Consider the following 23,292-nt stretch of genomic DNA (forward strand, 5'->3'; position numbering starts at 1 on the left):
GGTAGACCGCATCGGCGCCCGGCGGAACGGCTGAGCAGATGCTCGTCGCCTAGCCCTGTCCCATCCGGTTCCAGGCATCGAGCCCGGCGATCTTGTAGGCTTCGGCCAGCGTCGGATAGTTGAAGGTGTTGTTGACGAAGAAATCAACCGTGCCGCCGAGGTTGATCACCGCCTGGCCGATATGGATCAGTTCGGTGGCGCCTTCGCCGACGATGTGGGCGCCGAGCAGGCGGCGCGTTTCGACCGAGAACAGCAGCTTCAGAAAGCCGGAGTTGACGCCCATTATGTGGCCGCGCGAGGTTTCGCGGAACCGCGCCAGACCGACTTCATAAGCAGCGCCGCTCTCGCGCACCTGCTCCTCCGACTGACCAACGGTGGAGATTTCCGGCACGGCGTAGATGCCATAGGGGAAGGTTTCCGGCGGCGGTGGCAGTTGCACGCCGAAGGCGTGGCAGGCGGCCACCCTGCCTTGCTCCATCGATGTCGAGGCAAGGCTGGGGAAACCGATGACGTCGCCGGTGGCATAGATGTTGGGCGCACTGGTCTGGAAGGTCTGCGGATCGACCTTGATGCGGCCCCGGGAATCGGCCTCGATGCCGACCACGTCGAGGCCGAGGCTGCCGAGATTGCCGCTGCGGCCGGCGGCGTAAAGCACGATCTCGGAGCGGATGGTGCGGCCATCGGCGAGCGTCACTTCGGCATAGTCGGGTTTTGAGACGATTTCCTTGACCGTACTGCCGAGGCGAATGGTCATGCCGCGGTCGCGCATCTGGTGGATGAAGTCGTCGACGATCTCGCGGTCGACGAAATCGAGGATGGTGTTGCGCGGCTCCACCAGCGTCACCGGCACGTCGAGCGCCGAAAAGATCGTCGCATATTCAACGCCGATGACGCCGGCGCCGATCACCGTCAGCGTGCGCGGCAGATGGTCGAGTTCCAGCATCTCATCGCTGTCGAAGACGCGGATCTTGTCGAAAGGCACGTCGCGCGGCCGGTGCGGCCTGGTGCCGACCGCGATCAGCGCATTGGTGAAACCAACCTCCGAGTAGTCGCCATTGTCTGCCGTCAGGCTGACCTTGTTTCGGCCGACGAATTTCGCCATGGCGCGCACGCTTTTGACGGCGTTGCGCATAAACTGGTGCTGCAGCACCTCGACCTCGTGGTCGAGCGTCTTGTGCAGCCGCTCGACCAGGTCGGCGATGGAGATGTCCTGCTTGACCCGGTAGCCGCGGCCGTAAAAGCCCCGCTCGCGCCAGCCGGACAGGTTCAGCACCGTCTCGCGCAGCGTCTTCGACGGGATGGTGCCGGTGTGCACCGAGACGCCGCCGAGGCGCCGGCCCCTGTCGACCACCAGCACCGATTTGCCGAGCTTGGCCGATTGCACCGCGGCGCGGCGCCCGGAAGGGCCGCTGCCGATGACCAGCATGTCGTAATCCATGTAACCCCGTCCCCTCGGCGTCTTGTTGCGCCGCAGCAAGCTAACGCCATCCGTCCACCAAATTCAATCGGCTCAACCTCGTCACACTGCCGAGCCGGACCGATGGACGAACCGATCTTGATTCCGCCCGCGGTCTTCACCATTTCAGTGGCGGCGCACCCTAGCGTGGCGCCTGTTACGAGGACATGACATGAACGCGCGCGTACTTGACGGCGAAATCATCACCAGCAGGCTCGACGACGTCAGGGCCTATGACGGTGTGCGCACGCGGCGCATCCTGGCCTTCATCATCGACTATTGCATCGTGGCGCTGCTCACCATTCCGTTCGCGATCCTGGTGGCCGTGCTTGGCCTTTTGACATTCGGTCTTGGCTGGGCGCTGTATTCCATCCTCGTGCCGGCGGTCGCCATTCTCTACATCTGGAACACGCTGGGCGGTCGCAACCAGGCCACATCAGGCATGAAGATGATGGGCATTCGGCTCGATCGTCTCGACGGCAGCCGTATCGACGGCCTCACCGCCGTTGTCCATTCGGTGCTGTTCTGGGCGAGCACGGTCATCCTGACGCCGCTCGTCCTCCTGGTGACGCTGTTTTCCGATCGCAAGCGCACACTGCACGACCTGCTGCTTGGCACCGTCGTCAGCCGCAGCGACCGTTGAACCGGCGTTCAACCGACGCCAACAGGCATTTGTGCGCAAATGTGAAGGGGTCCGTTCAACCCCGCCTTCACAATCCTGTTGAATTTTTCGCCAGCCAAGCCAAAGGTAGAGCGATTCGCAGGAGTGTTCCCAAGGTTCGATGACGCACCATCCGACCCAGTCGCCGCAGTTCTTCCTGACCGCGCCATCGCCGTGCCCGTATCTCGAGGGCCAGTTCGAACGCAAGGTGTTCACGCATCTGGTCGGCGACAAGGCGCCGGAGATGAACGATCTGTTGACGCAAGGCGGTTTCCGGCGCTCGCAGAACATCGCTTACCGTCCCGCCTGCGAGACCTGCCGCGCCTGCGTCTCGGTGCGTATCCTGGCGCAGGAGTTCACCGCCAGCCGCAACATGAAGCGGGTGATCCAGCGCAATTCCGATCTGATCGGCGCCATGCACGACGCGCAGCCGTCGACCGAGCAGTATTCGCTGTTTCGCGGCTATCTCGACGCTCGCCATCGCCGCGGCGGCATGTCCGACATGACGGTGCTCGACTACGCCATGATGGTCGAGGATACCCATGTCGACACCAAGGTGATCGAATACCGGCGCCGCGGCCCCGACACATTCATCACCGGCAAGGGCCAGGGCGAGCTGATCGCCGTGGCGCTGACCGACAAGATGGCCGATGGCCTGTCGATGGTCTATTCCTACTTCAATCCCGAGTTCGAGGACCGTTCGCTCGGCACCTTCATGATCCTCGACCATATCGCCCGCGCCCGGGCCATGGGCTTGCCCCATGTCTATCTCGGCTACTGGGTCAACGGCTCGCGCAAGATGAACTATAAAATGCGCTTCATGCCGCAGGAGCATCTCGGCCCGAAGGGCTGGGAACGCTACGACCACGAAGCGGTCACGCGCTGATTTTTCTTCTTACCAGATCCTGATCTAAACATTTTCAGCCGAGACGATGCTGGTCTTCCGCCCGTTGGCGGGGCGATTGCGCCGACCGGCATCTGCTCAAATCATTGCGAAAGCCGTTGCATGTCCTCTCACAATGCCCACACCAAAGGACTCCTGCTCACCGCGCTTGGCGGGCTGGCGCTGACCATCGACATTCCCCTGATCCGGCTCGCCCATGGCGAAGCCTGGACGATCCTTTTGCTGCGCACCGGCTGCACCTTCGTGGCAGGGCTGATCGTATGGGCCATCTGGCGCTCGTTCAGCAAGAATGCTCCGCAGCTGATACCCGGCTGGTCGGGGCTCGTGGTCGCCACACTCTACGGGCTCGGCGCAATCGCCTTCATCACTGCCGTCTACAACACCTCGACCGCCAATCTGGTTTTCATCCTGGCCTTCTCCACCATGTTCTCGGCGCTGCTGTCGTGGCTGTTTCTGAAGGAGCGACCGCAGCCGCTGACGCTTGCGGCAATGGCGCTGATGATCGTCGGCATCGCCATCATCGTCGGCGATTCCGTCGGCACGGGATATCTGTTCGGCGATGTGACGGCGCTGTGTTCGGCCTTGGCGATTGCCTGCGCCATCACCGTTTCGCGCGCCAGCGGGAGGGATATGGGGTTCACCGCGCTGACCGGCGTCCTGCTGCCGTTCGGGCTGGCGGCGCTCATGGTCTCCAGGACCGGTTTCCAGGTGGAGGCGCCATGGTGGATCGTTTTCAACGGCGCCGTCATCATGCCGTTCGCCTTCTTCTGCCTGGCCAACGGGCCGAAATACATTTCAGGCCCGGAAGTGGCGATGTTCTATCTCCTGGAAACGGTTCTGGCGCCGGTCTGGATATGGATGATCTTTGCCGAGACGCCGTCGCGCAACAGCCTGATCGGCGGCGTGATCCTGATCGTCACGCTGGTCGCGCATTCCCTGTGGCAGTTGCATGAAGGGCGCAAGCGCCGGGCAGCGCTCGCCGTCGCTTACCCAGCCTGACTTTTCTTCGCGGGGCCGGCGACAATCTCGATCTGCGGCGGCCCGCCTTCGAGCTCGGCCGCCGTGTCGGGAACGGTGTCTTCGGCCAGTTCCACCTCGCGCAGCCATTCGCGCCAGATCGCCACCAGCAGCGCCATCAGCACGGGGCCGATGAACAGGCCGAGAAAGCCCATCGTCTTGACGCCGCCGATCAGGCCGAAAAAGGTGGGCAGGAAGGGCAATTTGATCGGTCCGCCGACCAGCTTCGGGCGCAAGGTCTTGTCGACGATGAACAGTTCCACCGCGCCCCAGATGAACAGCGCCAGACCCGCCATCGGCGAGCCGCTGGCGGCGAGGTAGATCGACACAAGCGTAAACGACAGCGGCGCGCCGCCGGGGATCAGCGCCATCACGCCGGTCAATGCGCCCAGCGTCACCGGCGACGGCACCCCGGCCAGCCAGTAGGCGATGCCGAGCACCAGCCCCTCGCCGATGGCGATCACGGTCATGCCGGTAACGGTCGAGGAAATGGTCGCCGGCACGACGCGCGAAATCCGCTCCCAGCGCGTCGGCAGGATGCGTTCGCCGAGCCGGTCGATCTGGCTGGCAAAGTGTTCGCCGTCGCGGTAGGCGAAGAACAGCGCGATCATCATGAACAGCAGCGTCAGCAACAGGCCGAAGGCGCTGCCGCCGGCAGCCAGCACGCCGCGATAGATGCTGCCGATATTGGCGCCGCTGACCAGCTGGATCAGCTCGCCGATGCCGCCGGGATGGCCGAAATTGTCGATCCACTGTTCGTTCAGCCACTCGCCGACGACAGGCAGCGAGGTGATCCAGTGCGGTGTGACCGCGCCGTGCCTGTTGGTCTCGATCGCCCAGCCGACCCATTCGCGGACCTCGTTGATGGCGTAGGTGCCGGCGAGCGCTATCGGCACCACCAGGAAGGCGAGGATGAACAGGATGGCGAGCGTCGCGGCGACGGTGCGGTTACCGCCGACACCGGCAAGCAGTCGGCGGTAGAGCGGCCAGCTGGCAAAAGCAATGACGAGGGCTGCCAGCACGGGAAACAGGAACCCGTGGAAGAAATAAACGCCGGCGGCGACGATCAGCACCAACAGCCAGCGCGCCGCCGACAGCGGCGGGATGACGGCGGCTCGCAACGGAGTCGACAGGCCGAACAGGCGCTGCTGACGCTCAGGCTTCTGGATCTTCGCTTCCTTCAAACGGTCAATTCTCCCCGGCCTAACAGCGTTTATGCACTGTTATAGTGCCGCAATCGTGACGATAGTCCAAATGGTTGGTGAAGCTGCCAATCTCCCCCCTTGTGGGGGAGATGTCCGGCAGGACAGAGGGGGGCGCGAAGGATCGCCAGCCTGGCACCCGACATTGAAGACCCAAGAGTTGCGACCGAGTGGCGAGCCATGACCATTTGATGCGCTGGCGGGACAGCGCCCCCCTCTGGCCTGCCGGCCATCTCCCCCACTTGGGGGGAGATCAGCAGCTTCAACCAAATTTCCCCGTCCGCGGAAACCCCTTCGGCACCATCCGTCCGGCCGACGCTCTCGCGCCGATCCATTCCGCCAGTTCCTCGCGCGACCTGACGAAGGTGCGGTCGGCGGAATCCTGCCAGGACAGGCCGCTCGCCAGCGTGAAGGGTTTCAGGTCGAGCAGACCGCCATCCTTGTATTTCTGCAGGCGAACGCCCTTGCCGCGGCCCATCTCGGGAATTTCGGAGAGCGCAAACACCAGCATCTTGCGGTTCTCGCCGACAATTGCGAGATGATCGCCTGACACCGGGACGCAGGCCTTGGCCTCGTCGGGCGCCTTGACGTTCATCACCTGCTTGCCCTTTCGGGTGTTGGCGACGACCTCCTCCTCCGGCACGACGAAACCATTGGCATCGTAGGAGACGAGCAGCAGCTTGCGCTTGGGGTCGTGGACAAAGGCGGTGACGATGTCCTGGTCGTTGTCCATGTCGACGATGATGCGGATCGGTTCGCCATGGCCGCGGCCGCCCGGCAGCCGGTCGGCGCCGATGGTGTAGAATTTGCCGCCGGTGGTGAAGACCAGGATCTTGTCGGTGGTCTGGGCATGGAAGGCGAGCTTGAGGCTGTCGCCTTCCTTGAAGGTGAGCGTGGAATGGTCGGCCAGATGGCCTTTCATCGCCCGCAGCCAGCCCTTTTCCGAGACCACCACGGTGACCGGCTCGCGCTCGATCATGGCGTGCGCAATGTCGGTCAGATCATGCTCCGGCGCGTCGGCGAACTGGGTGCGGCGCTTGCCGAGTTCGGTCTCGGGGCCGAACTTGTCGCGAACCTGCGTGACTTCCCATTTGATCGTCGACCATTGCTTGGCGTCGGATGCGAGCAATGCCTCGATCTGCTTCTTCTCGGTGGTGAGACCGTCGAACTCCTTGCGGATCTCGAACTCTTCCAGCTTGCGCAGGGCCCGCAGCCGCATGTTGAGGATGGCTTCGGCCTGGGTGTCGGTGAGCGACCAACGGGCCATCATCACCTGCTTGGGCTCATCCTCCTCGCGGATGATCCTGATGACCTCGTCGATGTTGAGATAGGCGATCAGGTAGCCGGCAAGGATTTCCAGCCGCTTCTCGATCTCGCCAAGCCGATGCTTCGAGCGGCGGATCAGCACATCGCGCCGATGGTCGAGCCACTCCTTCAGCACGCCCTTCAGCGACAGGACGTTAGGCACCTTGCCGCGCGACAAAACGTTCATGTTGAGGGGAAACCGGCTTTCAAGTTCGGTCAGCTTGAACAGCGATTCCATCAGAATGCCGGGATCGACCGAACGGCTCTTCGGCACGAGCACAATGCGGACGTCCTCGGCGCTTTCATCCCTGACATCCTCGAGCAGCGGCAATTTGCGCGCGATCAAAAGCTCGGCGATCTTTTCGATCAGCCTGGCCTTCTGGATGCCGTAGGGGATTTCAGTGACGACGATGCTCCAGGTGCCCCTGCCCTGATCCTCCTGGCCCCATTTGGCGCGCACGCGAAAACCGCCGCGGCCGGTCTCATAGGCCTCCAGGATGGATGCGCGGCTGTCGACGATGATGCCGCCGGTCGGGAAATCCGGCCCCTGGACGAACTCCATCAGCTTTGTCACGGGCGCGTCCGGCTGCTCGATCAACTGCAGCGCCGCGTTGCAAAGCTCGGCGGCATTGTGCGGCGGGATGGACGTGGCCATGCCGACCGCAATGCCGGAGGAACCGTTGGCGAGCAGATTCGGGAAGGCGCCGGGAAGCACTACGGGCTCCTCGTCCTCCTCATTGTAGGTTGGCCGGAAATCGACGGCGTCCTCGGTGATGCCGGCAAGCAAATCGCTCGCCACCTCGGTCATGCGCGCCTCGGTATAGCGCATGGCGGCGGCGTTATCGCCGTCGATATTGCCGAAATTGCCCTGCCCGTCGACGAGGGGATAGCGCATGGAGAAATCCTGCGCCAGGCGCACCAGCGCGTCGTAGATCGACTGGTCGCCATGCGGATGGAACTTGCCCATCACGTCGCCGACGATGCGGGCGCATTTGGCAAAGCCCTGGTCGGGGTTGAGCCTGAGCAGCCGCATGGCATGCATGATGCGGCGATGCACAGGCTTCAGCCCGTCGCGCACGTCAGGCAGCGCCCGGTGCATGATGGTCGAGAGCGCATAGGCGAGATAGCGCTCTTCCAGCGCCTTCTTCAGATCGACCGGTTCGATGTGGTCACCGCCGCCATTTTCAGGCGGCAAAATCCTTTTTCCCATACGGCTGGACTAGCCGAGCGGGTGATTCGCGGCAAGGCGGGGCTGCGGAAATCCGCACTTTGCAGCCTTTGGGCTTACGAGGGCGGCTCAAGGTCCGACAATGGATGTGACGGACTTCATGTTCCCCCTTGCCGTCCCTGTGCAACAGCAACGGTAGCAGTGCTGTTGCCAACCAACATCAATCTGTTACACGCCCTCTCTAAGGCAGGAGACGGTACGCAGGGGAGCCCGACCTTCATGACATATTCACCGCATCGGGCGAAGGCTCCCGCTCCGATTTGCCTTTCGCCGTGATTTTCGACAACTCTGCGGGAAAGCGCCTTTTTCCCGTCCAGTTCGTCACGGAATGGTGATGGCGTAGAATTGAGAAAACACTTTTTCAGGACTCTCTCAGGGAACTCGCGATGACAATCCAACGTTCGACACTCAAGAAACTTGCTTTTTCGACCTTTTTGCTGACGCTGCCGCTGAATGCCGCCTTTGCGCAAGACACGGCGGTTGCCGACCGACTGAAGGCCGCACTTGCCGTCCAGGGCGTCGATATCACCTGGACCGGCGTTACCGGCGACAATTCCAGCATGGTGCTGCAGGGCGTGTCGGTCAAACCGGCGGCCGAAAAGGAGGCGCTGCCGATCGGCGACGTCAAGCTCGAGGGCGTGACCGAAGCCAATGGCGGCTTCGATGTCGCGACCATCACGACTTCGGCCTTCGAGCACAGCAAGGACGGCGTCACGCTCAACCTCACCCCCTTCGTCATCCACGACGCCAACATCCCGGCTGAGGGCGCTACAGGCCCGCTCGGCTCGATGATGATCTACAAGTCGGCCGAACTCGAAAACCTGACGGTCAAGGTTGCCGACAAGACCGCCTTCTCGGTGGATGGGCTTGCTGTCCAGATCACGCCGCCGGCCGACGGCAAGGCGATGGAGTTTTCCGCCACCACGGAAAAGTTCAACGCCGACCTGACCCTGGTCGACGATGCGAAATCCAAGGAAGCCATCGAGGCCCTCGGCTACCAGAACATCTCGGGCAATATCGAAATCGGCGGCACCTGGCAGCCGAGCGACGGCAAGATGGACCTGTCGAAATACGACATCTCGGTCGAGAATGCCGGCACGCTCGGCATGACCTTCGGCCTCGGCGGCTACACGGTCGACTTCGTCAAGTCGCTGCAGGAGATGCAGAAGAAGATGGCGGCGCAGCCCGAAGGCGCCGACAATTCGGCGCAAGGCATGGCCCTGCTCGGCCTGTTGCAGCAGCTCTCCTTCAACAGCGCCTCGATCCGCTTCGATGACGATTCGCTCACCGGCAAAGTGCTTGAGTATGTCGGCAAGCAGCAGGGCATGTCGGGCAAGGACATCGCCAACCAGGCCAAGGCGATCGTGCCGTTCGGCATGGCGCAGCTCAACAATCCCGAACTGACCGCCGAAGTGACGGCCGCGGTGAGCAAGTACCTCGACGATCCGAAGAGCCTCGAGATTTCGGCCGAGCCGCCGGCAGCGGTGCCGTTCGCGCTGATCATGGCCGGCGCCATGTCCAACCCGGCCGACCTGACCAAGACGCTGGGCGTCCACGTCAAGGCCAACGAAGACTGATCGAAGTTCGCTCCCTTCTCCCCGTCACTATACGGGGAGAAGGTGCTGGCAGGCAGATGAGGGGCGGCGCCAACGCCTGCAAATTGTAGTTCGATGCTGAACCGATTGTCAGAAGGCGCCAACTGCTAAGGCCGTTCGCCAATCGCCTGCATGCGTGCTACCCCTCATTGTCCTGCCGGACATTTCTCCCCGTATAGAGACGGGGAGAAAGGGCAGCTGCAACGCTGCCGTCAGTCCTTCTTCACTGCCGCGACACGCAGCGACAGATCACGCAACTGCTGCGGCGAGGCTTCCGAAGGCGCGTTCATCAACAAATCGTAGGCCTGCTGGTTCATCGGGAACATGGTGATCTCGCGCAGGTTCTTGGCCCCGACCAGCAGCATGACCACGCGGTCGACACCGGCCGCCATGCCGCCATGCGGCGGCGCGCCATACTGGAAGGCGCGGTAGAGGCCGCCGAAGCGCTCCTCGACCGTGGCGCGGTCCAGCCCGACCGTCTCGAACGCCTTGACCATGGTTTCCGGTAAATGGTTGCGGATACCGCCAGAGGCGATCTCGAAGCCGTTGCAGACCATGTCGTACTGGAAGGCCTTGATGCCGAGCAGGTCGTCGCCGTTGAGCGCGTCGATACCGCCTTGCGGCATCGAGAACGGGTTGTGGGCGAAGTCGATCTTCTTCTCCTCCTCGCTCCATTCGAAGAACGGGAAGTCGACGATCCAGCACAATTCGAAGCGCTCGCGGTCGACAAGGTTCAGTTCTTCGCCGGCACGCGTACGCGCGGCACCGGCGAAGGCGACGAACTTCTTCGGATCGCCGGCGACGAAGAAGGCGGCGTCGCCATCGGCAAGGCCGAGCTGCTGGCGGATCGCCTCGGTGCGCTCCTCGCCGATGTTCTTGGCCAGCGGACCGGCGCCTTCAAGCTTGTCGCCTTCCTTGCGCCAGAAGATGTAACCCAGTCCCGGCTGGCCCTCGCCCTGCGCCCACGAGTTCATGCGGTCGCAGAAGGCGCGGCTGCCGCCGGTCTTGGCCGGAATGCCCCACACTTCGGCCTTCGGATCGTTGGCCAGGATGTTGGCGAAGACCTTGAAGCCGGAATCGTGGAAATGGTCGGAGACGGCCTGCATCTCGATAGGGTTGCGCAGGTCCGGCTTGTCGGAGCCGTATTTGCGCATCGCGACATCGTAAGGGATGCGCTGGAATGTCTGCGTCACCGGCTTGCCGTTGGCGAAAGTCTCGAAGACGCCCCGCATCACCGGTTCCATGGTCGACAGCACGTCGTCCTGCTCGACGAAGCTCATCTCGAGGTCGAGCTGGTAGAATTCGCCGGGCAGGCGGTCGGCGCGCGGGTCCTCGTCGCGGAAGCAGGGCGCGATCTGGAAATAGCGGTCGAAGCCCGAAACCATGATCAGCTGCTTGTACTGCTGCGGCGCCTGCGGCAGCGCGTAGAAGGTGCCGGGATGGATGCGCGACGGCACCAGGAAGTCGCGTGCGCCTTCCGGCGAGGAAGCCGTCAGGATCGGCGTCGAGAACTCGGTGAAGCCGACATCGGTCATGCGCTTGCGCATCTCAGCGATGATCTTGGTGCGCGCCACGATGTTCCTGTGCAGCGTCTCGCGGCGCAGGTCGAGGAAGCGATACTTCAGGCGGATGTCTTCGGGATAGTCCGGCTCGCCGAACACCGGCAGCGGCAATTCCTTGGCTGCCGACAGCACCTCGACCTCGCGGGCAAAGATTTCGATCTCGCCGGTCGGCAAGTTGGCGTTGGTGGTGTCCGGCAGGCGCGCCTTGACCTCGCCGTCGACGCGGATCACCCATTCGCCACGCAGCGTCTCGGCGACCTTGAAGGCGGGCGAATCCGGATCGGCGACGATCTGGGTCAAGCCGTAATGGTCACGCAGATCGATGAACAGCAGGCCGCCATGGTCACGCACGCGATGCACCCAGCCCGACAGGCGGACGGAAGAGCCGACATCGCTCTTTCTCAACTGGGCACAGGTGTGGCTGCGGTAACGATGCATTGTCATGTCAAAAGTCCGGGGTGCTGGGTTGTGGGCCGAGCTCAAAGCCCGGTCCAAAATTTGCGCGAAAAGCGCATGGGAGGCCTGATTTGTCAAGGCGAGTCGGGTTTGGGTCGTCTCTCTATCCGCTAGTCAGCATGAAGTCTTTGCCAGGCTTGGCGCTTGCCGCCAGAAGTGTTCCCCGCAACAGTGCCGTCCTCAAGCAATCTGGAGATGCTTTATGCCAAAACGTACAGTTCCACCGGGCGTCGGGCCACACAATGGCCGCGAGTTGGAACTGATGCTTCAGGGCGACAAGCCAATGGCCCTGTTCGGGACGGAGCCGGGTGTGGACGCCGAAGATATTGGCGATGCGGGCTTTGCACCGTTTGTCGACCAAGGCCGCATCCTGAAGTTCACCCACTTTGATCCAGAAACGTCCGTGGAAGATCGCCGCTACTGCCTGCCGACAGAGGAATGGCGCTGCAAACTGAGCTTGTTGATCTCCCGGATGTGCCGCAGCGGAGAGGCCTTCAACATCTTCACATCGAATGATCTGGCGAGGCTTGAAGGAGCCCTTCTCGGTTATTCAAAGGAAGATGTCGAAGTGTTCGTCGCCCATGCTGCGTCCCGGACTGCCCGCGCGCCGAGCTCCGTTTAAGCCAAATGGATTTCGGCGCCCTGGCGTTCGAAATCCGCGAGGATCGCGGCCGGCGCGGTCTTTTCGACCACGAGGTGGCGGATCGCCTCTGGCCTGGCGACCCGGTAGGGTGCGGCTGTGGCTAGCTTGTCGTTGGTTACAGCGATGACGATGCCTGCGCTGTTCTTGGCCATGGCCCGCTTTACCTCGGCCTCAGCCGAATCGAAGGCCGTGACGCCGCGCGACGCATCGAGGCCGCAGGAGCCGAGAACAAACAGATCCGCGCCAAGTTGCGCGACGGCGGCAAGCGTGTCGGCGCCGACGCAGGCGCCGAGGTGGCGGTCGAACCGGCCGCCCAGCACAATCAGTTCGACCAAAGCGTGGTCTGACAGGACAGAGGCGATTTCGAGGGAATTGGTGGCGACGGTCAGTTCGAGGTCGCGCGAAATGGCCCCGGCGATCGCGGCATTGGTCGAGCCGCTGTCGATGAACAGGGTCTGTCCGCCCGAAAGCAATGCCACGGTCGCGCGGGCCAGCCGCGTCTTTTCTTCGACCGCATGGCCGGCGCGCAGGCCGACTGGTGTCGATGCGAAGGGTGCGGGCGCGACCGCACCGCCATAGACGCGGCGGCATTGCCCGGCCTTGGCGAGTTCCCTGAGGTCGCGGCGAACCGTGTCCTCCGAAACGCCGAAGCGGCTTGCCAGCTCGCCGGCCAGCACCCTTCCCTCGACGGCGAGGCGATCGCGAATGATTTGATGCCGCTGATCGGTCAGCATTGCATGATCCTGTTTTTTCATGCACGTTCTTGCACGATTTGCATGTTTGTGCAAGATGTAAGCATATCAATCAGTGACAACCGTCGACTCTCTTCCCCGAAAGCATCGTCATGACCTTTGGCCTCCGCCTCGCTCCGCAACACCGGGTCTACGCCGGCTTTGCGATCTATTCGTTCGCCATGGGCCAAATCTTCCCGCGGCTGCCCGACATCAAGCATGCCATGGGCATAGGAGACGGCACGCTCGGGCTCAGCCTGATCGGGACGCCGATCGGCACCTTGACCGCGCTGACGCTGGCGGCGCCGATCCTGGAGCGCGTCGGCTTCCGCCGCGCGCTGCTCGGGCTGGTGCCGCTCTTGTCGGTTGTCTTTGCCATTGCCGTGCATGCGCCTGGGCCGCTTGCGCTGTTCCTGATGCTGTTTCCGGTCGGCCTGATGATCGGCAGCGTCGAGATCATTCTCAATGTCGAGGCCGACAGAACCGAATTCCTGCTCAAGCGCCGGATCATGAACCGGGCGCATTCGTTCTGGAGCATCGGCTTTTTCGGCGCCGGCCTGTTCGGCGCCGCGCTTGCGCATCTCGGCATTTCGCCGCAACTGCACCTGGCGATTGTCGTACCGATGGTGGCGACAGGAATCGCGCTGTTTCTCGGCGGTTACGAACCGGCGCCGAGCCGCTTCGCCGGCAATGACGAGACGGCGCCAACGCTGGCGCGGCCGACGCTGCCGATCCTCGTCCTCGTCGCGGTGACACTGTCGGCGATGCTGATGGAAGGCGCCAGCATCGACTGGTCGGCAATCTACATGCGCACCGTGTTCGATGCGGGCCCTTTCGTCGCCGGCTTCACCGTGGCGCTGTTTGCATTCTCGCAAGCGAGCACGCGCTTCTTTGCCGACTCCTTTGTCGACCGCCACTCGCCGAGCGTCGTGGCGCGGGTGCTGCTGGCGACGATGGCGGTCGGCGTGCTGCTCGTCTTCTTCTCGCCTGCCCCGCTCGTATCGATGCTGGGCTTTGCGCTACTTGGCATCGGCAGCAGCGCGATCTTTCCGCTGGCGATCTCGGCGGCGGCCCAACGCACGGACCGCTCCGCGGCAATCAATGTCGCGGCGCTGTCGCAGATCTCCTTCGTCGCCTTCCTGCTCGGCCCGCCATTGCTCGGCTTCGTCTCCGACCATTGGGGCATTCGCTCGGCCTTCGGTATCGGCATCCCCTTCATCATCCTCAGCCTGCTGACTGCCGGCTCGCTTGGCCGAAGGGCGTCCCGGGGCAAGCCTGCGCCGGCGAGCGAAGCTTTGGCGAGGGCCGACGGAGCTTGAACGGCCGCACTTGAAGCCACACACCTGTTGGCGGCGGGACAAGCCACTGGCATTGGCCACACCGATGGTTCAGAACTGTGGAGCCACCTAAGCAACGGTTCCGTATGTCCTCCATCCGCCCGCTGATCCCGCTCCTCATCGCCGCCGGCATCCTGCTTGGCGGCAACGGGCTGCAGGGCACGCTGATCGCGTTGCGCGGCGCGCAGGAAGGGTTTTCGGCCTCCGACATCGGCCTGATGGGCACGTTCTATTTCGCCGGCTTCCTGCTTGGTTGCCTCGCAGTCACCCGCATCCTCAAGGCAGTCGGCCATGTCCGGACGTTTTCAGCGCTCGCCGCCATCGCCGCGGCCAGTACTCTGCTCCTGGTGCTGATCATCGATCCGGTGATGTGGTGCGCGGTGCGCTTTACCGGCGGTTTCTGCTTTGCCGGCCTGTTCACCGTCATGGAAGCCTGGCTGAACTCCGGCGTCGAAAACAAGGATCGTGCGCGCGTGCTGGCCATCTACCGCATGGTCGATATCGGCTCGGTGACCGGCGCGCAGTTCCTGATCCCGATCTTCGGCCCCGGCGGCTTTGCCATCTTCGCCATCATGTCGATGATGATCACGCTGTCGCTGGTTCCGGTGTCGCTCGGCGACCGCTCCAACCCGACGCCGCCGGAAGACGTCAAGCTCGATCTCGCCCGCGTCTGGCGGATTTCGCCGCTCGGCTGCTTCGGCTGCATCTGCGTCGGCGTCACCAACAGCGCGTTCCGCACGCTGTCGCCGGTCTATGCCGAGCAGATCGGCATGTCGGTGGCCGATGTCGTCACCTTCGTCAGCGTCGGCATCTTCGGCGGCGCCCTCATCCAGTATCCGCTGGGCTACCTCTCCGACCGCTGGGATCGGCGCGCGGTGCTTTTGGCCACGACATGCGGCGCCATGTTCGCGGCGCTGGCGCTGGTCTTCGTCGCCGGCGCCGATCCGACCCTCAATTTGATCATCGTCTTCATCTTCGGCAGCTTCGCCATGCCGCTCTATTCGCTATCGGCGGCGCATTCCAACGACCGCGCCGACAAGGGCGAGTTCGTGCTGATCAACGCCGCCTTGATGCTGTTCTATTCCTTCGGCGCCATTGGTGGCCCCTTCGCGGCGTCCGCAGTGATGCAACATTTCGGACCGGGCGCCCTGTTTGTCTTCAGCGCAGTCGTCTACGCCACCCTCATCGCCGTCATTCTCTACCGCATGCAGGTGCGCGGCAGCGTGCCGGCGGGCAAGCGCAGCCGCTTCACGGCGCTGCTGCGCACATCAACCGTCTTCGCGCGGCTGGCGCGCAGAAATGGCGATTCCGACGGATCGGCCGATACTTGACCGAAGGGCGGCTTGACGAAAGCGCCCATGGCTGAAATTGAAAGAGAACCTTACCCGTTACTAAAAAGCGATTTGATGCACGTCATCACCACCCAAAATGAGCTCGAGTCCGTTCTCGCCGCTTTTGAAAAGTCGGATTTCGTCACCGTCGACACCGAATTCATCCGCGAAACGACATTCTGGCCGATTCTGTGCCTGATCCAGATGGCGGCGCCCGGCGTCACCGCGCTGATCGACCCGCTGGCGCCCGACATCAACCTCGCCCCGTTCTTCCGGCTGATGGCCAATGAGGCGGTGGTCAAGGTTTTCCATGCCGCGCGCCAGGACATTGAAATCATCGTCCATCTCGGCGATCTGGTGCCCCATCCGGTGTTCGACACCCAGGTCGCGGCCATGGTCTGCGGCTTCGGCGACAGCGTCTCCTACGATCAGCTGGTGCAGCGCATCACCGGCGCACGGCTCGACAAATCCTCGCGTTTCACCGACTGGCGCCACCGGCCGCTGTCGGACAAGCAACTCGACTATGCCTTGGCCGACGTCACCCATCTGATCGACGTCTACAAGCATCTCAGCGCCGAACTGGAGCGGGAAAACCGCGCCCATTGGCTAAACGAGGAAATGGAGGTGCTGACTTCGCGCGAGACCTACGATCCGCACCCCGAAGACGCTTGGAAGCGGCTGAAGATGCGGCTGCGCAAGCCGCAGGAGCTGGCGATCGTGCAGACGGTGGCGGCATGGCGCGAACGCGAGGCGCGCGAGCGTGACGTGCCGCGCGGCCGGGTGCTCAAGGACGACGCCATATACGAGGTCGCCCAGCAGGCGCCGCGCGATGCGGCAGCCCTTGGCAAGCTGCGCACGACGCCGAAAGGCTGGGAGCGTTCGTCGACGGCTACCGCATTGCTCGGCGCGGTCAACACGGCGCTCGCTTTGCCCCGCGAAGAGATGCCGAAGCTGCCCAAGAGCTTTCAGCCGCCCGAGGGCTCCAATGCCGCCTCCGAGCTGCTGAAGGTTCTGTTGCGGATCGTCGCCGAGAAGGAAGGCGTCGCCTCGAAAGTGCTGGCGTCCAGCGACGACATCGACCGCATCGCCGCCGAGGGCGAGGATGCCGACGTGCCGGCCCTGCAGGGCTGGCGACGCGCCGTGTTCGGCGAAGCCGCACTGAAGCTGGTGCGCGGCGAAATCGGCATCAAGTTCGACAAGCGCAAGATCGCGGTGTTCGATTTGTAGACCCCCACCCCGCTCCGCTGCGCGGAGCGACCCCCCCCACAAGGGCATAGGCGCTAAGATAGCTTTGGCATGGACTGAAATTTGCGCTTTCGTGGTGGTTCGCGCCAGCGATATCGCAAGGCATGGAGATTTTGGCGCAGGGCCGCCAAGGAAGGTTGAGTAAAGATGGTCGCGATCAGAGAGGCGACGATCTGGCGGGTGGCGCGCCACAGTAGCGGGCGCCCGTCGCTCAAGGGGGAGAGACACCCAACTCCTGCGAGAGGGGTTCGGTCACAAGCGCGATGAGGAAGTGTGCAAGGATCCAAGACCTTGCGATCCTTGGGTCTTTGGCGGGAGGAGAGCGCAGCCCGATCAGGCTCTTCAGGCGCTTGAAGGCGAGTTCGATGCGCCAGCGCATGCGGTAGAGCTTGAGGACCGTATCGGCGGGAAACTCCTCCCGGTCAAGCGAGGTCACAAGCAGGACGAAGCCGGCCGCAATCAGCGTCTGCGGTTGAACCTTGTTGCCCTTGGCCCTGGCTTCCTTGTTGATTTTGCGCCGCGCTTCTTGTGCCGCGGCCTCGGATTTGCGCAAGGCGATCAGGCGCATCTTCACAGGCTCGCCCTTCTTGAGTGCCAGCCGGGCAGGCGTTTCGCAGACTTCCTCCCGGCAGCTCTCCAGGTAGCCGATGAGATCGAACGCCCTGCCGTTGGCGTCGAGCCATCGCGCGTTTTTCCACGACGCGCGCACAACAACATCGCCGCCTTGCGCCATCACCTTGGCGATCCGCTCGGCCTGCAGATAGGCGCGGTCACCGATGCGGATCTCGCCCGCCACCACCGGCACGCGGTCGATCAACTCGGCCTCGCTCTGGTCGGTGATCTCGAGGAAGTCGAACTGCTCGCGCTCAAGCTCGAAGGCGCAGTGCATGCGCCAAAGACCATTGTTCTTCTTCTCATACGCACCGGCCTTGGCAACCGCTGTCGCATCGAGGATGCGGATCAGCCGGCCTTTGGCCAAACCTGCATCCTCGCGCTTCAAAAGGTGCCCAATCAACTGCTGCAGCCATGGTCCTGCATTGCGCAGCCGGCCGAGCAACGCCACGTCCGAAATGTCGGCAATCCCGCTCGCCGCCGCCCAGGCCACGACGCCCCGCATGCCAACCTTGCCAAGGCAGTAAGCCAGTGTCAGGCGCAACAGGTCGCTCGCCGACCTGACGCCGCGCGGGCGCAGGAACGCCTTCGTCTCGCGGGCACTTCCTGCGATCAACTCTTCGCCGCCCAGAAGCTCAATCGTCTCGGCCCAGCCGTCATCAACAAGCGATTCGTGTGTCATCGCAGCGTAGAATCACACCCGATTCCGCAAGGCAATACCTATCTTAGCGCCTATGCCCACAAGGGGGAGGGTAAACAACTGCCCTACACCGCTCCGAGCAGGTGCAGCGCGAACCAGATCCATGCCAGCAAGAGAATGATCGCGCCGACGTAGAAGGCGCGGCTGCGAAACCGCAGATTGTTGCTGGTGAGGTGGACCCAGGCGTGGCCATAGCGGGAAATCACGAAAATCCACATCAAGGCCAGGGTCAGATAATTGACGCCATTGGTCGCGTGCAGCGCCAGGCACAGCACATAGAACAGCACCGGCAGTTCGAACTGGTTGATGAGATTGTTGGCAACCGTGACGCTCGACCCGGGCTCGGTCGTGCGCACCTTGTATTGACCGACCTTGGCCTCGCCCGATTTGACCGCGCCGTAGCGGCGCCGGCCCATCACGACATAGACGATATAGACGAGGAACACCTGCGCCAGCATCGGCCAGAAAATCGCGGTCTGGCTCATGGCGTTGCCCCTGCTCTGTCGTTCATGCCTGTGGACGCCGCTGGGCGGCAAGGATCAAAAACGCGATGACGATGACGGGGATCGCCAGCAGCGCGAATTTGGTGACGATCAGCGACGAGGCGAAAGACAGAGAATCCGGGTTGGCCGACAGCGCATCGGACAGAAGCCGCGCCACCGCAATGTTCTGGGCGTAGTCGGCGCACGTGTAGGGCAGCACGATGACCAGCGCGAACAGTGCCTGAAGCTGCACCGGCATGGCACGAAAACTCTTCAGCCGCCGCCCGGTTGCCAGGATCAGGCTGACCATGGTCAGCGACAGCAGCGCCGGGAAGAGAAGGTCGAAAGTCAAATAGTGCCAGACCAGGATGATCTCGCTGCCGCGCCGGCCGAGTGCCGTCAGCCAGGCCATGCCCTCGTCGGGCGTGAACCCGCCAAGGCGCACGTCGAGCGACGGCAGGCCACCGCTCAGCCGGCGGAAATAGAAGAATTCCAGCAGCGTCATGATGATGAAAACCGCCGCGGCGGCAAAGCACAGCGCGCCGGCATGGCGCGCCAGCCGCAGCACGATCGTCGCCTGGTGGCGCCAGAGCATGTACCGCTCTGGCTGCCGGTCAGGCTCCGCCAGGATAGTTCGGGCTTTCGCGGGTAATCGTGACGTCATGGGCGTGGCTTTCACGAAGTCCGGCGTTGGATATGCGCACAAAGGTGGCGCGTTCGCGAAAATCGGCAAGGTCGCGGCCACCGACATAACCCATAGCGGCTTTTAGCCCGCCCGCAAGCTGGTGCAGCACGCCAGACACAGGTCCCTTGTAGGGCACCTGCCCTTCAATGCCTTCCGGGACCAGTTTCAGCGTGTCGCGAACCTCGGCCTGGAAGTAGCGATCGGCCGAGCCGCGCGCCATGGCGCCGACAGAGCCCATGCCGCGATAGGCCTTGAAGGAGCGGCCCTGATGCAGATAGACCTCGCCCGGGCTTTCATCGGTGCCGGCCAGCAGCGAACCGATCATGGCCGCACTGGCGCCGGCGGCAAGCGCCTTGGCCAGGTCACCCGAATATTTGATGCCGCCGTCGGCGACGACCGACACGCCTGATCTATGCGCCGTCTCGACCGCCGACATGATCGCCGAAAGCTGCGGCACGCCGACGCCGGCGACGATGCGCGTGGTGCAGATCGAGCCCGGGCCGATGCCGACCTTGACGGCATCGGCGCCGGCGTCGATCAGCGCCTGCGTGCCTTCGGCGGTGGCGACGTTGCCGGCCAGGATGCGGACGGAATTGGAAAGCTTCTTGGCCCGCGTCACCGCATCGAGCACGCGCTGCGAATGGCCATGCGCGGTGTCGATGACCAGGAGGTCGACACCGGCATCGATCAACCGCTCGGCGCGCTCGAAGCCGTCATCGCCGACGCTGGTGGCTGCCGCCGCCCGCAGGCGCCCCTGCGCATCCTTGGTGGCGTGCGGGTTGAGCTGCGACTTCTCGATGTCCTTGACGGTGATCAGGCCGACGCAATTGCCGGACTTGTCCACGACGACGAGCTTTTCGATGCGGTGCTGATGCAGCAGCCGCTTGGCCTCGTCCTGGTCGACATTCTCCTTGACCGTGATCAGGTTCTCACGGGTCATCAATTCGTAGACTTTCTGCCCCGGATCGGAGGCGAAGCGCACGTCGCGGTTGGTCAGGATGCCGACGAGGCGGCCGATCTTCTGGCCGCCGGTGCCGCCATTCTCGACCACCGGAATGCCCGAGATGGAATAGGTGCGCATCAGCGCCAGCGCGTCGGCCAGGGTGGCGTCGGGGCCGATGGTGACCGGATTGATGACCATGCCCGATTCGAACTTCTTGACCTGACGCACCTGCTCGGCCTGTTCGGCCGGCGAGAAATTGCGGTGGATGACGCCGATGCCGCCGGCCTGCGCCATGGCGATGGCAAGCCTCGCCTCGGTGACGGTGTCCATGGCGGCCGACAGGATCGGCACGTTGAGGTCGATGTCGGTGGCGATGCGGGTGCGGATGTCGGTCTCACCGGGCATGACCTCGGAATGACCGGGCTGCAACAGCACGTCGTCAAAGGTCAGCGCCAGCGCGCCGGTGGACGTTTCGATGATTTTTGCCATGGCCAGTCCTCGGATACGAAAAGCGCCGGGAGAATACAAAAAAGCGCTGGACCGAAATGGACAGCGCCGACTCGTTTCTTCCCTTTCAGGATTGGCGCTGGCTGGTAACACGTCGCGGCGTGGTTGAAAAGCCGGTCGTGGCCTATTCGGCGGACTTGCCCAACAGGGCATCGAGCAAGACATGGCGCGGTGACGCGAAAGGATTGACGACCGTTACGCCGCCCCAGGTGAAGCCGTCCTGCAGATCTTCCGACAGCAGCAGCCGGCAACCGGTTTGCGAGGCAACAGACAGGATGGTCGCATCCCAGATGCCGAAATGGTGATCGGTCGCAAGATCAGCCGCGACCGTCATCACCTCCGGCGTCGTGCCGACAACCGGAAACGCGTCGCGCCAGCTCAACAGGGCGTCGCGCGCTTGTGCACGTGATCGTCCGGCCTTGCGTGTGAGAACGGTGAACAATTCGCCGAGCACTTGGACTGGAATGACGGCTGCCTCTTGCGCAATGTCGTGCAGCAGGCCGAAAACGATGTCGCGCTTCTCGGCTCCGTTGATCCCCTCGGCATAAACAAGGATGTTGGTATCGAGCGCGACCTTCACCGCTCGTCCTCGTAAAGCTCGTCGCGGCTCCAGCGCCCGGCTTCTACAACAGGCTGGCGTTCGAGGCGCGACAGCAGCGCTGTGCGCGAACGAGACGCCGCAGGGTCGGGCTGCCCTGCAGGCACGATCCGCGCCACGGGGCGCCCATGGCTGGTCACGACATAGCTCTGTCCTTCGCGGACACCGCGCAGGAGGAGCGAGAATTTGCGGTTGGCGTCGGCTGCGGAAACGGCTTCTTCCATGGCATTGTCCATATAGTAGTTATATTCACTACAGCATAGTGAACCCGGTCAATTTTCGCAAGTTCATTCAATGTGGCGAAACGCAGCGACGGCTCTTGTCCGCCCACGGTCGCACAAAAGTGACAGCAAATTAATGCGACATCGCGCCTGAGGCGTGATAACCGCCCGTTTGTATCGGCTTGCCCGCCTTTTCATTGTTTGGATTGGCCGGCAGGCACATTTAGACCAGTTCGGACGCGTTCGTTGAACCGCATCATTCCGCTCATTCTGGCGGTCGCCTTGTTCATGGAGAACATGGATTCGACCGTCATTGCGACATCGCTGCCGGCGATCGCCGTCGACATCCACACCAGCCCGATCGCGCTCAAGCTGGCGCTGACCGCCTATCTGGTGGCGCTGGCCATCTTCATTCCGATCAGCGGCTGGATGGCCGACCGGTTTGGCGCCAAGACCATTTTTCGCGCCGCGATCGGCGTGTTCATCGTCGGCTCGGTCTGCTGCGCCATCTCCAATTCACTGCCGGCCTTCGTCGTCTCGCGCTTCCTGCAAGGCATAGGCGGCGCCATGATGACGCCGGTCGGCCGGCTGGTCCTGGTGCGCGCGACGCCGAAGAGCGAGCTGGTTGCTGCCATGTCGTGGCTGACGGTGCCGGCGCTGGTCGGCCCGCTTGTGGGACCACCGATCGGCGGCTTCATCACCACCTATTTCACCTGGCACTGGATCTTTCTGATCAACGTGCCGATCGGCCTGATCGGCATCTGGCTGGCGACGCGCTTCCTGCCGCAAACCGACTCGATGGAGACGCCGCCGCTCGATTTCGTCGGTTTCGTGCTGAGCGGGCTGGCGGCCTCCGGCGTCGTCTTCGGCCTGTCGGTGGTCAGCCTGCCCTATCTGCCGCCGGCGACCGGCCTCATCACCGTGGCGGTCGGGCTGATTTCCGGCGTGCTCTATCTGCTGCATGCGCGGCGCGCCAAGAATCCCCTGCTGGCGCTGGAACTGTTCCGCAACCAGGTGTTCCGCTCCTCGGTGCTCGGCGGCTCGCTGTTTCGCATCGGCATCGGCGCGGTGCCGTTCCTGTTGCCCCTGATGTTTCAGATCGGCTTCGGGCTGACGCCGTTCCAGTCGGGCATGATCACCTTCGTCTCGGCCATCGGCGCCATTGGCATGAAGTTCGTCACCGCGCTGATCTTCCGGCTTGCCGGCTTCCGCCGGGTGCTGATCTGGGGCTCACTGATCGCCGCGGCAACGATCGCCATATACGGCCTGTTCACGCCGGAGACGCCTTACGCACTGATGCTGGCGATATTGCTGGTCGGCGGCTTTATCCGCTCGATGTTCTTCACCGGCGTCAATGCGCTCTCCTACGCCGAAGTGTCGGCCGAGGACACCAGCAAGGCAACGCCGATCACGGCGGTGTTCCAGCAGCTGTCGATCGCACTCGGCGTGGCGCTGGCCGGCGGCATTCTGGAAGTGTCTACCTCGATCCATGGCGGCCCGCTGATGCTCGGCGATTTCCACATTGCCTTCTTCATCGTGGCGGCAGTGTCAGCGGCGGCGTCGGTATCGTTCATGCGGCTGGCGCCGGACGCCGGCAACGCCGTATCGGGTCATGGCCGGATGACGACGCCGAAGACACTGGAGCCGGTGAGCACGGCTGGGAAGTAGGGGCGGCGCGACGAAAATCGTCGACGTCGGCGATCCTTCACACCCCCCTCTGGCCTGCCGGCCATCTCCCCCGCAAGGGGGGAGATCGGATATCACGCGGCTTTCGCCAATCTTGCAACTTTGAAGGAATGGCGAGGCGGTCGCAGCTGCCAATCTCCCCCCTTCCGGGGGAGATGTCCGGCAGGACAGAGGGACGGAACGCT

20 protein-coding genes are annotated in these 23,292 nt (G+C 63.3%); 9 read left to right on the top strand and 11 right to left on the bottom strand.

The window, feature by feature from the left end; translation table 11 throughout:
* Positions 1-49 precede the first annotated feature (49 nt).
* The gene (gene sthA / locus ACYG9R_RS29545; RefSeq protein ID WP_023730842.1) at positions 50-1,438 is read right to left on the bottom strand and encodes a Si-specific NAD(P)(+) transhydrogenase; all 1,389 of its coding nucleotides are present in this window, start codon (positions 1,436-1,438) and stop codon (positions 50-52) included.
* Positions 1,439-1,628: 190 nt separating this feature from the next.
* Between sthA and ACYG9R_RS29550 the strand changes: the two genes are divergently transcribed.
* The 3 genes from ACYG9R_RS29550 to ACYG9R_RS29560 all read left to right on the top strand — a co-directional run bounded on the left by ACYG9R_RS29550 (position 1,629) and on the right by ACYG9R_RS29560 (position 4,020).
* On the top strand, positions 1,629-2,099 hold the full coding sequence (locus ACYG9R_RS29550) for an RDD family protein (RefSeq protein WP_023673020.1): 471 nt from the start codon (positions 1,629-1,631) through the stop codon (positions 2,097-2,099).
* 139 nt (positions 2,100-2,238) lie between these two features.
* Positions 2,239-3,003 (top strand): arginyltransferase, encoded by a 765-nt coding sequence (locus tag ACYG9R_RS29555; protein WP_023682417.1) that lies wholly within the window; start codon positions 2,239-2,241, stop codon positions 3,001-3,003.
* Between the two features lie 120 nt (positions 3,004-3,123).
* A complete protein-coding gene (locus ACYG9R_RS29560) occupies positions 3,124-4,020 on the top strand; it encodes a DMT family transporter (protein WP_023730841.1) in 897 nt (298 codons plus the stop codon).
* On the opposite strand, the gene ACYG9R_RS29565 is transcribed toward ACYG9R_RS29560, so the two are convergent.
* A complete protein-coding gene (locus ACYG9R_RS29565) occupies positions 4,008-5,222 on the bottom strand; it encodes an AI-2E family transporter (protein ID WP_023730840.1) in 1,215 nt (404 codons plus the stop codon). The two genes, ACYG9R_RS29560 and ACYG9R_RS29565, sit on opposite strands and share 13 nt — an antisense overlap.
* A 280-nt stretch (positions 5,223-5,502) precedes the next feature.
* On the bottom strand, positions 5,503-7,755 hold the full coding sequence (gene parC, locus ACYG9R_RS29570; protein ID WP_023694915.1) for a DNA topoisomerase IV subunit A: 2,253 nt from the start codon (positions 7,753-7,755) through the stop codon (positions 5,503-5,505).
* Between the two features lie 404 nt (positions 7,756-8,159).
* Between parC and ACYG9R_RS29575 the strand changes: the two genes are divergently transcribed.
* Positions 8,160-9,350 carry a hypothetical protein gene (locus tag ACYG9R_RS29575; protein WP_023697470.1) on the top strand — a complete coding sequence of 397 codons (1,191 nt, stop codon included), beginning with the start codon at positions 8,160-8,162 and terminating at the stop codon, positions 9,348-9,350.
* Positions 9,351-9,580: 230 nt separating this feature from the next.
* On the opposite strand, the gene aspS is transcribed toward ACYG9R_RS29575, so the two are convergent.
* A complete protein-coding gene (gene aspS, locus ACYG9R_RS29580) occupies positions 9,581-11,368 on the bottom strand; it encodes an aspartate--tRNA ligase (RefSeq protein WP_023823278.1) in 1,788 nt (595 codons plus the stop codon).
* Between the two features lie 220 nt (positions 11,369-11,588).
* On the opposite strand from aspS, the gene ACYG9R_RS29585 reads away from it, so the two are divergent.
* A complete protein-coding gene (locus ACYG9R_RS29585) occupies positions 11,589-12,008 on the top strand; it encodes a hypothetical protein (protein WP_023823279.1) in 420 nt (139 codons plus the stop codon).
* Here the strand turns inward: ACYG9R_RS29585 and ACYG9R_RS29590 are convergent.
* Positions 12,005-12,763 (bottom strand): DeoR/GlpR family DNA-binding transcription regulator, encoded by a 759-nt coding sequence (locus ACYG9R_RS29590; protein ID WP_023823280.1) that lies wholly within the window; start codon positions 12,761-12,763, stop codon positions 12,005-12,007. The genes ACYG9R_RS29585 and ACYG9R_RS29590 overlap by 4 nt on opposite strands.
* A gap of 110 nt (positions 12,764-12,873) precedes the next feature.
* On the opposite strand from ACYG9R_RS29590, the gene ACYG9R_RS29595 reads away from it, so the two are divergent.
* The 3 genes from ACYG9R_RS29595 (at position 12,874) to rnd (ending at position 16,655) form a co-directional block, all read left to right on the top strand.
* Complete coding sequence (locus tag ACYG9R_RS29595) at positions 12,874-14,079, top strand: MFS transporter (protein ID WP_023715383.1); 1,206 nt, start codon at positions 12,874-12,876, stop codon at positions 14,077-14,079.
* Between the two features lie 104 nt (positions 14,080-14,183).
* Positions 14,184-15,428 (top strand): MFS transporter, encoded by a 1,245-nt coding sequence (locus tag ACYG9R_RS29600; protein WP_023700573.1) that lies wholly within the window; start codon positions 14,184-14,186, stop codon positions 15,426-15,428.
* A 75-nt stretch (positions 15,429-15,503) separates the two neighbouring features.
* Positions 15,504-16,655: a ribonuclease D gene (gene rnd, locus ACYG9R_RS29605; RefSeq protein WP_023682426.1), complete on the top strand. Its 1,152-nt coding sequence runs from the start codon at positions 15,504-15,506 to the stop codon at positions 16,653-16,655.
* Positions 16,656-16,884: 229 nt separating this feature from the next.
* Here the strand turns inward: rnd and ACYG9R_RS29610 are convergent, their stop codons facing one another.
* The 6 genes from ACYG9R_RS29610 to ACYG9R_RS29635 form a co-directional block, all read right to left on the bottom strand.
* Entirely contained in the window at positions 16,885-17,967 is a 1,083-nt protein-coding gene (locus tag ACYG9R_RS29610) for a transposase (protein WP_460221803.1), read from the bottom strand.
* 83 nt (positions 17,968-18,050) lie between these two features.
* Positions 18,051-18,470, bottom strand: a complete 420-nt coding sequence (locus tag ACYG9R_RS29615) for an MAPEG family protein (RefSeq protein WP_023682427.1) — start codon at positions 18,468-18,470, stop codon at positions 18,051-18,053.
* Between the two features lie 22 nt (positions 18,471-18,492).
* Positions 18,493-19,062, bottom strand: coding sequence for a hypothetical protein (locus ACYG9R_RS29620; RefSeq protein ID WP_023673033.1), 570 nt, complete (start codon positions 19,060-19,062; stop codon positions 18,493-18,495).
* A 19-nt stretch (positions 19,063-19,081) separates the two neighbouring features.
* Positions 19,082-20,584 (bottom strand): IMP dehydrogenase, encoded by a 1,503-nt coding sequence (guaB, locus tag ACYG9R_RS29625; RefSeq protein ID WP_023673034.1) that lies wholly within the window; start codon positions 20,582-20,584, stop codon positions 19,082-19,084.
* 142 nt (positions 20,585-20,726) lie between these two features.
* Positions 20,727-21,182 (bottom strand): PIN domain-containing protein, encoded by a 456-nt coding sequence (locus ACYG9R_RS29630; protein ID WP_023673035.1) that lies wholly within the window; start codon positions 21,180-21,182, stop codon positions 20,727-20,729.
* Positions 21,179-21,424 (bottom strand): type II toxin-antitoxin system Phd/YefM family antitoxin, encoded by a 246-nt coding sequence (locus tag ACYG9R_RS29635; RefSeq protein WP_023673036.1) that lies wholly within the window; start codon positions 21,422-21,424, stop codon positions 21,179-21,181. The genes ACYG9R_RS29630 and ACYG9R_RS29635 overlap by 4 nt, the downstream gene beginning before the upstream one ends.
* 243 nt (positions 21,425-21,667) lie before the next feature.
* Here ACYG9R_RS29635 and ACYG9R_RS29640 point away from each other — a divergent pair, with 243 nt between their 5' ends.
* Positions 21,668-23,089 carry an MFS transporter gene (locus ACYG9R_RS29640; RefSeq protein WP_023697478.1) on the top strand — a complete coding sequence of 474 codons (1,422 nt, stop codon included), beginning with the start codon at positions 21,668-21,670 and terminating at the stop codon, positions 23,087-23,089.
* Positions 23,090-23,292: the final 203 nt, after the last annotated feature.

It is taken from the genome of Mesorhizobium sp. RSR565B (genome assembly GCF_054719465.1).